The sequence below is a fragment of the Syntrophobacterales bacterium genome (assembly GCA_019429105.1).
In the GTDB taxonomy this organism is placed as follows: Bacteria; Desulfobacterota; Syntrophia; order Syntrophales; family UBA5619; genus DYTH01.
The window spans coordinates 1-9374 of record JAHYJE010000060.1 but is presented as its reverse complement, the minus strand read 5'-3'; the positions used below and the strand labels follow the sequence as shown (position 1 = coordinate 9374).

Sequence of the window (9374 nt, the reverse complement as noted above, 5' to 3'; positions counted from 1 at the left end):
CGTCGGCGACCGTAGACGGAAGGCTTTTCGTGCAGTTCATAGCTTTAATTCTCATCAGCGCGATACGCAAGGAGATGCGCTCATCGAAACTCATCGAGAAATACACGGTGCGCGAACTGCTGCAGGAGATGAAGACGTTGACCAAGGTTAAATATTCTGGGAAGTACGGTCATATCCTCACAGAGGTGACCAAGGCGCAGCGGGATATTCTCAAAGCCTTGGATATCCAACTCCCTGGCAGGGCATAGGTATAATTTTTCGGGAAATTAGGTTGCAAGGAACTTCCTTTTTTCCGGTATAGCCATTCTTCTTTACGGGCTTACAGCGGGGCTTGACCTGCGCCCGCTGTTTACCCCAATTCATGTGCCAGTGGAATTCATTCGGGGGGTGGAGGTTCTCTTCTTTGCCTATTTCATTATCAAAGCGTTGAATATTATTGACATTGAGACAAGAAGAAGGATCGAGCAGCAGACACGCTTTCTCGTCCAGACGGAAAAGCTCTCCTCGCTTGGACAACTTGCCGCCGGCATCGCCCACGAAATCAATAATCCGTTGACAAATGCCTCCCTGACCATACAAACGCTTAAAAACCGAATGAAAAAACACGGAGAACCGCAGGAAACTATAGACAAACTCGACAAGGTTGAAAAAAATATTGACCGGGCATCGGTAATTGCCCAGGAGCTCCTCCAGTTTTCCCGGCAGAGGGAAACAGAATTTGTCCCTCTGGATATCAACAGCATAGTGCGCAGTTCGCTTACACTCCTGGAGTACAAATTAACAAATGCGGTCCTTCATTCTAATCTGGAACCAGTGCAAGAGGTGATGGGGGACCGAGGAAAACTTGAACAGATGTTCATCAATATTTTGGCCAATTCGCTGGAAGCCATGCCGTCCAAAGGCGAAATTTTTATCGCTTCTTCACAGAAAAACGGCTGGGCAGAAATCTGCGTATCAGACACAGGCACGGGAATTATCAAGGAAAACCTCTCCCGGGTATTCGATCCCTTTTTCACGACTAAAGAACTCGGTTCCGGCACCGGGCTGGGACTCTCCATCTGTTATGGCATAATCAAACAGCATCATGGTCATATAACTATTTCAAGCATCCCCGGGCAGGGGACAACAGTGACCATAAAAATTCCGACCAGGGAGCAATATGAAAAAGATACTGATTGTGGACGATGACGCAGAATTCAGAGATAACCTCACCGAGGCATTGACGGAGGAGGGGTATCAAGCACGGAGCGCGGCTTCGGTACAGGAAGCGGTTGAACGGAGTGAAACGGCTGCTTTCGACATCATCCTCCTTGATTTCATGATGCCGAAAATAAGCGGCCTCGAAGCCCTTTTTACACTGCGCCGCGTACAGCCTAAAGCAAAGGTTATTATGATCACCGCCTTTTCCACTGTCGAAAACGCGGTCGAGGCAATTAAAAAGGGGGCAAGCGATTACATTTCCAAACCCTTTAAGATCGAAACCCTGCTGACAACCATCAGGCGCGTGCTTGAGGAGGCAAAATTTGAACTTTGCCTGGCCAATCCGGACCTTGATCGCACCTTGAGCTCGCTTGCCAATCCTATCCGGAGAAACATCGTCAAACTGCTGCACGTCCGGGGGAATATGCAACTAATGGAAATTACTCGCGAGTTGAAAATAGACGACCACACAAAAGTCGTATTTCACCTAAAGCTGTTAAAGGAAGCCGGAATCATTGAACAGAATAACAAGAAATCTTACTCCCTCGCCCCGGATGGAACAAAAGCTATCGAATGTCTCAGAATGCTGGAGGATAGCCTTCAGTTTCGATAAGCTTCCCCCATCTCAGGAAACAATCATGACGTTGTCGTCGTCACTCCCCTCTGTAAAGAACTGTCCACAAAAACTGCCCATCGGTGAATAAGTTTTCTCTTGTGCCATTGATTATTCAAGCATAAAGGAGCGCTCAACGAGCTGTGCCTCGTGCTTGTTGTTTTATGCGTATTTCGGAAACATTAATGGCTTTAAAGGAGGAGGATAGATGAAGTTAAAAATTGTTACGGCGCTATGCATCGGTTTTCTCAGTTATTTGGCAATCGGCGCGCAGGCGGAAACGAAAAAGGCGGCGGACAACGCCTTTGTCGGCTCCGAGACCTGCCGGAAGTGCCATCCGACAGAGTTCAAAAGCTGGAAGGGAACCTTTCACAGCAAGATGGTGCAAAAAAGAGAGGATGGCATCTTGAAGGATGTGGTGGCCAAGTGGGCGACCGATGGCGCCAACCCCGGCCCGACCACCGGCAACGTGACCGGCAAACCTTTCACCATGCAGGACGTGGAACTGGTCGTAGGCTCCAACTGGAAGCAGCGTTTTCTCGTCAAGGACGAAACTACCGGCGGCTACCAGTTCCTGAACAAGCAGTTCAACCGGATGAGCGGTAAATGGGAAGGATACGGCAGCAAGAACGACTGGGATACCATGTGCGCCACCTGCCACACGACCGGTTACCGCCTGACAAAATATGACGAGGCAAATCCCCAGACGCAAAAGGCCGAGTGGAGCGAACTGAATGTCGGCTGCGAAAGCTGCCACGGACCCGGCGCCAGCCATGTAAAGAGCCGCTCCAAAAAGGACATCTGGTCCTTTGCCGGCAAGACCAAGGAAGAGCAGACGCGGGCCTGCGGCTACTGCCATATCAGAATGGAAAACAAACGCTACAAATCCGCCCAGGGAAGGCCCCGCGAGGATTTGCCGGCGCCGAAGGTCGGAGACAGCTACAAGACCGGCGACGACTGGACCAAGTGGTATCCCGAGCAGGCAGTGATGCCCGGCGTTCAGCCGGAGGACAAAATCGACGCCGATTACGAGGGCGGCCTCAAAGGACTCTTCCTCAAGGATGAGGCTTCCAAAACTATGGGCGCCTACGATGCGGCGAAGCACCATCAGCAGTACCAGGAGTTTATCCAGTCCAAGCACTACAAGGACGGGATCGCAAGCTGCGTGGACTGCCACTCCGGACATGCGGGAAAGAAGACCGCGATGAAGGAGCCGGCGGCAAGCTGCGCCAAGTGCCATGACGCGTCGTTCACCCCGGAGAAGTACATGCCTGGCACCGGCAAGACGGTAAACAACCTGTTCGTAAAGTCCCACACCTTTAACAAAAACCAGAGCCGACCGGGCGGACCGACGGCAAAGGGAATGCCGGAATATAACAAGAAGTAAGAGCTCTTTGCTTGAGCAAGGCGGGGGAAACCCCGCCTTTTTTTGTCTAACCAGAGGGCATGGCGCGAAAATATCCACGCATCCGAACACTGCCGAGGCAGTTTCCGGATCCCTTCACCCCCCGCCTCTGGTCAAAAGCGCAACGGCCTCAATATGGGAGGTTTGGGGAAACATGTCGAAAGGCTGAACAATTTTTAGACAATATCCGCTGTTCGCCAAATGCCGCACATCACGGGCCTGCGTCGAAGGATTGCAGGAGACATAGACGATGCGCCAAGGGTGCAGGGATGACAGGGCTTCGAGCACCCCCTTGCTGCACCCGTCCCTGGGCGGATCGAGGATGACTACATCGGCTTTAAGCCCCGGCTCGACAAATTCCCTGTTCAGGATGGCGGCGGCATCCCCTTGATGGCATTTTGCCCCGGCAAGCCCTGCTCGCTTTAAATTTATCCGCGCGCAGCGGACTGCCTCTTCATCGCCTTCTACGCAGAAAAGGCAGCCGGCCTGCCCGCCGAGAAAAAGTGAAAAAAGGCCGACGCCGCCGTAGAGGTCAATTACGGTTTCACTGCCGGAAAGTGAAGCCATTTCAACTACCTGTTCGACAAGTCGTTCCACAAGAAAGATATTGGCCTGAAAGAAACCCCGACCGGGAACCGTTATCTGCTTTCCCGCCACAACCCTTAAAATGTCCGGAGGTTTTCCGCCTCCGACAAAAACAGCGGTCGGCGGTTCTCCTGGTTCGTCCGCCCAGATGACCTGTCGTTCGCGCGGCGCGACCACCGAACCGTTTTTTATCCCTGTTTTTAAAGCATTGAGCTTGAGGTTGATGGATTCATCCGCAATGAGGCATCCCGTGACCTCAACAACCTGATTACTCTTTGCCGCCATAAGCCCCAGACGCCTTGTTTCCCGGCTGCCGCGGGAAAGGTGAAATTCGACCTTTCCCCGCCAGCCGTAGGAGTGCGGGGAGGAAATAACCGGGTGCACCGGCGGCGAGTAAAGACCACCGATTCTCCTCAGCGCCTCCTCGATCTGCCGTCTTTTCAGATCCAGTTGATAAGGGTACTCTATGTGCTGCAGGGCGCAGCCTCCACAGCGGCCATAATAGCTGCAGCGTGGGGCAATCCTGTAGGAAGAGGGTTTCAGCATCCGGACAATCCGCCCTTTGCCGTAATGTTTCTTGATCTCCGTAATCTCGATTTCGACTTCGTCACCAGCGACGGCAAAGGGAACAAAATAGACAAAGTCATCAACCCGGGCAACGCCGTCGCCCCCAAAGGCGACATCGTCTATTGTTACGCTGATTATTTCTCCTCTTTGCAAATCCGTCTCCAATATCGAATCATGCCCTGAACACGGGCATTTGTATCACCCGGACGGACAAAGCATAGCCTAATGTTCATAATTCGTAAACCATTTATGAACATTGAACTGCGCTTTTCCTTTACAACCTGCATAAATATTGATAAAGAGCGGCCACAAAAAAGGAGATACGAACCCTTTGGAACATCAAAACATCAGCCGCATAAAACTCGAGGACCGGGAGATCATCCTTGTCGGCACGGCCCACGTTTCGCGCGACAGCATCGAGCTGGTTGATCAGACAATCGATCTTGAAAAACCGGATACCGTTTGCGTTGAGCTTTGCAAGCCCCGCTATGAAGCAATCAGGCAAAAGAGCAAATGGCAGGATACCGACATCTTGAAGGTCATCCGGGAGAAACGTTCCGGCGCCCTGCTTTCCCAGCTCATCATGGCCTCGATGCAAAAAAAGATCGCCCAGAAATTCCATATCACCCCCGGCGCGGAGATGATCAAGGCAATCGACCGGGCGGAGGCGAACGGAGCCGAACTGATCCTTGCCGACCGGGAGATCCGCATTACCCTGCTGCGCGCCTGGCGCATGATGGGATTCTGCAATAAAATGAAATTCATTCCCGATCTCATCCTCTCTTTTTTCTCCGACGAAGAGATCACCGAAGAGGAAATTGAAAAGCTCAAACAGCAGGACGTGCTTGAATATGCACTCAAAACCATCGGGGAAAAACTCCCCCGTCTCAAGGAAATCCTGATCGACGAACGGGATCTCTATCTTGCTCACACAATCAGCCATGCCCCGGGCGCCCGGATCGTCGCGGTTGTCGGCGCCGGCCATGTGCCGGGGATAACAAGGCATCTCGGAGAAGAGATCGATCTGGAATTGTTGAATAAAGTACCGGACAAGGGTGTCTGGGGGAAATATGCCGGCTGGATTTTTTCGCTGGCCATTGTGGGAATTTTCGTTGCCGGCTTCTTCTATTCCGGCTCCGCCGCCAGCTTGAAGATGATCGGCTGGTGGTCAGCCATCACCGCCTTTTTCGCCGGCTTGGGCGCCCTTGTCATGCTGGCCCACCCTCTGACGATTGCCGCCTCGGCGCTTGCCGCCCCGATCACAACCCTCCACCCGCTGATTGCCGCCGGATGGGTCGCGGGATTGGTGGAAGCAACGTTTCGCAAGCCGCAGGTCAGGGATTTTCTCGCGCTGCCGGACGACATTGTCTCCGTCCGGGGATTTTTCCACAACCGGATTACCCGGCTGCTGCTTTTGGTTGCCATTGTAAATTTGACCACCTCGATCGGAACCTTCCTGGCCATTCCGATGATTATGAGGTTTCTGTAAGGATATCAGGGATGAGCGAAAAAAAATCCATGCTCTGCCCGAATTGCCGGAGGCTGATCAGCAAAGATGAACCTGCCTGCCCCTACTGCGGCTACGCCAATCCCGGGGCAATCTGGAAAAGGGCCTTCGCCGGCAGGACATTGCTGGGCGGTCTCGACCCGGTCATGGCTATTGTTATTGTAAATTCCGTTTTTTATCTCTTGTCGTTGCTGATCGATATGAGCGCGCTGGGCCTGGCGATTAATCCGATGACCTTTCTGTCTCCTTCGGAAAAGAGCGTCTTTCTGCTCGGAGCAACCGGAACCTTTCCGATCGGCTATGGGCGCTGGTGGACATTATCATCCGCATCATACCTCCACGGAGGACTTCTTCATATCCTCTTTAACATGATGGCTCTCCGGCAGCTTGCCCCCTTCGTCATCGACGCCTTCGGGCTGAACCGTTTTGCGATTCTCTACGTCTGGACCGGGGTCGCAGGGTTCTTTTTATCCTGGCTGGCCGGGGTGCCCTTCACCCTGGGCGCCTCCGCCGCCATCTGCGGCCTGATCGGCGCCATTGTTTATTACGGCAAGAGCCGCGGCGGTATCTATGGAGAGGCCATCTATCGTCAGGCAATGGGCTGGATCGTCGGCCTTGTCCTCTTCGGACTTTTTCTCCCCGGGATCAACAACTGGGCACATGGCGGCGGCATCGTCTCGGGCATCGCCATCGCCTTTCTCGTCGGCTACGACGAACGCCGTCGGGAAACGGCCTTTATCCGGACAATCGGCACGGCAAGCATTCTTTTGACGGTAGTTACGCTTCTTTGGGCGGTACTGCAGGCCTTTTTATTATTATGAACATTAAACTGCGCTTTTAATAACACTGACGTCAAATAACTGGTGAGAGAATACGGAATCAAGCAAGACGGGAGGAAATTATCATGAAAAGAAAATTATCGGGATTATTTATTGCCATCGCCGCCTTCCTGCTTCTTTTTGGCTGCGATACAGCGCTGACAGTCGGCTCAAAAACAGTGGGAATCCGCTCCGGTTCATTCCTTTACGAGGACGGCTATCTGCGAACCACTTACCACTCCCAATTTGAAACCGTCTGGGCTGCCTGCGAAAAAACCCTGGCGGGCTTGAAAGCGACCGATATCGAACGGATTCGAAAGATTTCCCAGGGGAGTTTCACAGGCTTGCTGATGGATGAAAAAATAAGGATAAACGTCGATTATGTAGAAAAAGGGACAACCGCCGTATCCGTCATGGCGGGAACCACGGGAAACAAAATCGCCGCCCAGCTCATCCACGACCGGCTTGCGGAAAACCTGAAAACGCCTTAGTTTTTTCTAAGTTGTCAAACAAAGGAGCAGCCCCTTGAGGTAACGCCCCTCCGCGTGGGCGAGGTTCACCGGGTGGTCAGGGCCGGCGCTGGTCTGATAGAGAAGTTGAGCCGTTTTACCCGCATCGCGCACCGCTCCGAGGACGATCTTGCCGAAGAGCTCCTCATCAACATGGTTCGAACAGGAGAACGTTGCCAGCAGCCCCCCTTCGGCAAGACGTCTTGCCGCCTGCATGTTGATCTCCTTATAGCCGTGCGCGGCCCGGTTCAAGTCTTTACGGGACTTGGCAAAGGCCGGAGGATCGAGGATTATGACGTCATAGGAATCAGTTGGCTGACGGAGGAATTCGAAACAGTCGGCGGTCAAAATCGGGTGCAATTCGGGATTTAAACCATTGCGGCGGAAGTTTCTTGCGGCAATCTCGTTTGCCGTTGCCGAAGCCTCCACGGAGACCACACGTTTGGCCCCGCCTCGTACAGCGTAGATCGAAAAAGCGCCGGTGTAGGAAAAGCAGTTGAGAACGGAGGCGCCCCTGCTGAGTCTGCCGACAAGTTCGCGACTCACCCGCTGATCGAGAAAAAAGCCGGTCTTTTGCCCCGCCTGGATATCTACCTCGAAATGCAGGCCGTTCTCCAGGATATCCATTGCTTCCGGCGCCCCGCCGACCGCAGAACCAATCCTGTCCGCCAGACCTTCCAGCTTCCGGGAACGTCCCTCGCTGCGTTCATAGACAGTTTTGGCGCCAGTCTCGTCCGCAAGAAGTTCAATCAGGGTATCGCGCCATCTGTCCATCCCCGCTGTTCCGATGCCAAAAACGAGGCAATCCCGGTAGCGATCGACAACGAGGCCAGGCATTTTGTCGCCTTCCGCATTGACAAGCCGGTAGGCATCGGTATCCGGCGGGATAATTTTACTCCGCAGGGCCAGGGCCTCCCTGATCCTTTGCCGCCAGAAATCTTTATCAATAATTGCCGAAACATCTTCCGTCAAAACGCGAAAGGCAATGTCGCCATAATTGAAGAAACCGAGGGCAAGCGGCTGACCGACATTGGTTGTCGCCAGCACGACCTCCCCCGGCGCTATCCCCTTGTCCGCTTTGGCCAGGGCGCCGGAAAAAATCCACGGGTGGCCGTGCAGAAGGGGAACCTCCCGCCCTCTCTTGATGACGATGCGGGGATAATTAATGCTATTCATGGTCGCCACTGTCAGATTATCTCTATCGCAGTCGCCATTGAAACCCCGCCGCCGCCGCAGAGGGTGGCGAGCCCCAGCGTTTTGCCCCTTTTTCTCAGCGCGTGGATCAGGGTGACGATGAGTCGGGCGCCGGTGGAACCGACGGGGTGGCCCAGGGCAACCCCTGAGCCGTTGACATTGGCGATTTCCCTGTTCAACCCGAGCTCCCTTTCACAACCAAGATACTGGGCGGCAAAGGCCTCGTTGAGCTCTATCAGGTCAAAATCGGCGAGCTTCAATCCGGAACGGTCGAGCAGATTCTTTACCGCCGGGACGGGGCTGAGCCCCATGACGGAGGGGTGGCAGCCGCCGCGGCCGATCGCCTTGATCCGCGCCAGCGGCTTTAGGCCAAGTTCCGCAGCCTTCCGGGCGGACATGATCAAAAGCGCACTGGCCCCGTCGTTTATTCCGGCTGAGTTTCCCGCTGTTACCTTGCCGATCTTCGGAATGAAGGCGGGCGGCAAGGCGGCCAGCGCTGCCATCGTCAGACCCGGGCGAAAATGTTCGTCCTTGTCAAATATTACCGGCGGCTTTCCCTTTCTCTGGGGAATTTCAACCGGAACTATCTCCTCGCGGAAGTCGCCATCCCTCGTTGCCCGCTCAGCATTGTTGTGGCTGCGGAGCGCCACTTCGTCAATCTCTTCCCGGCTCATGTTGTGCTTTTGGGCAATAAGCTCGGCTGTAACGCCCATGATGTAAGGCTTGCCGCGGAACAAATCGATGATCGGCCCCTCCTTGATCGGTCCGTTTTCGGGCCCGGGAAGCAGATGAGAACCGGCATAAAGGCCGTGAATGACGGAATCGACGAGGGTCTGATCCTGCAGTCGGCATCCCCAGCGCGCATTCGGTATCACATAAGGGCCGCCCGACATGTGCTCCATCCCGCCGGCGAGGATGATATCGGCCATGCCGGCCTGGATCATCGCCATCCCGGAAATAGTCGCTTAGATCGGAA

At 54.0% G+C, this 9374-nt stretch carries 10 protein-coding genes; 7 read left to right on the top strand and 3 right to left on the bottom strand.

Features of this window, described 5'->3' with window-relative positions:
• The 4 genes from K0B01_13865 to K0B01_13850 form a co-directional block, all read left to right on the top strand.
• Window positions 1–248, top strand: a 248-nt coding sequence (locus K0B01_13865; GenBank protein ID MBW6487226.1) for a hypothetical protein, incomplete at its 5' end; no start/stop codon positions are given.
• Window positions 249–369: 121 nt separating this feature from the next.
• Window positions 370–1188, top strand: coding sequence for a hypothetical protein (locus tag K0B01_13860; GenBank protein MBW6487225.1), 819 nt, complete (start codon window positions 370–372; stop codon window positions 1186–1188).
• Entirely contained in the window at window positions 1160–1813 is a 654-nt protein-coding gene (locus K0B01_13855; GenBank protein ID MBW6487224.1) for a response regulator, read from the top strand. The genes K0B01_13860 and K0B01_13855 overlap by 29 nt, the downstream gene beginning before the upstream one ends.
• Before the next feature lie 208 nt (window positions 1814–2021).
• Window positions 2022–3200, top strand: a complete 1179-nt coding sequence (locus tag K0B01_13850) for a hypothetical protein (protein MBW6487223.1) — start codon at window positions 2022–2024, stop codon at window positions 3198–3200.
• Window positions 3201–3314: 114 nt separating this feature from the next.
• Here the strand turns inward: K0B01_13850 and K0B01_13845 are convergent, their stop codons facing one another.
• Window positions 3315–4523, bottom strand: coding sequence for a class I SAM-dependent RNA methyltransferase (locus K0B01_13845; GenBank protein MBW6487222.1), 1209 nt, complete (start codon window positions 4521–4523; stop codon window positions 3315–3317).
• 178 nt (window positions 4524–4701) lie between these two features.
• Here K0B01_13845 and K0B01_13840 point away from each other — a divergent pair, with 178 nt between their 5' ends.
• The 3 genes from K0B01_13840 (at window position 4702) to K0B01_13830 (ending at window position 7186) form a co-directional block, all read left to right on the top strand.
• Entirely contained in the window at window positions 4702–5859 is a 1158-nt protein-coding gene (locus K0B01_13840; protein ID MBW6487221.1) for a TraB/GumN family protein, read from the top strand.
• An 11-nt stretch (window positions 5860–5870) separates the two neighbouring features.
• Window positions 5871–6698 (top strand): rhomboid family intramembrane serine protease, encoded by an 828-nt coding sequence (locus tag K0B01_13835; protein MBW6487220.1) that lies wholly within the window; start codon window positions 5871–5873, stop codon window positions 6696–6698.
• An 83-nt stretch (window positions 6699–6781) separates the two neighbouring features.
• Window positions 6782–7186, top strand: coding sequence for a DUF3568 domain-containing protein (locus tag K0B01_13830; GenBank protein ID MBW6487219.1), 405 nt, complete (start codon window positions 6782–6784; stop codon window positions 7184–7186).
• Between the two features lie 6 nt (window positions 7187–7192).
• Here K0B01_13830 and K0B01_13825 read toward each other — a convergent pair whose 3' ends face one another.
• Together K0B01_13825 and K0B01_13820 are read right to left on the bottom strand one after the other, a co-directional pair.
• The gene (locus tag K0B01_13825) at window positions 7193–8380 is read right to left on the bottom strand and encodes a class I SAM-dependent rRNA methyltransferase (protein MBW6487218.1); all 1188 of its coding nucleotides are present in this window, start codon (window positions 8378–8380) and stop codon (window positions 7193–7195) included.
• A gap of 11 nt (window positions 8381–8391) precedes the next feature.
• A complete protein-coding gene (locus K0B01_13820; protein MBW6487217.1) occupies window positions 8392–9342 on the bottom strand; it encodes an acetyl-CoA C-acyltransferase in 951 nt (316 codons plus the stop codon).
• Window positions 9343–9374: the final 32 nt, after the last annotated feature.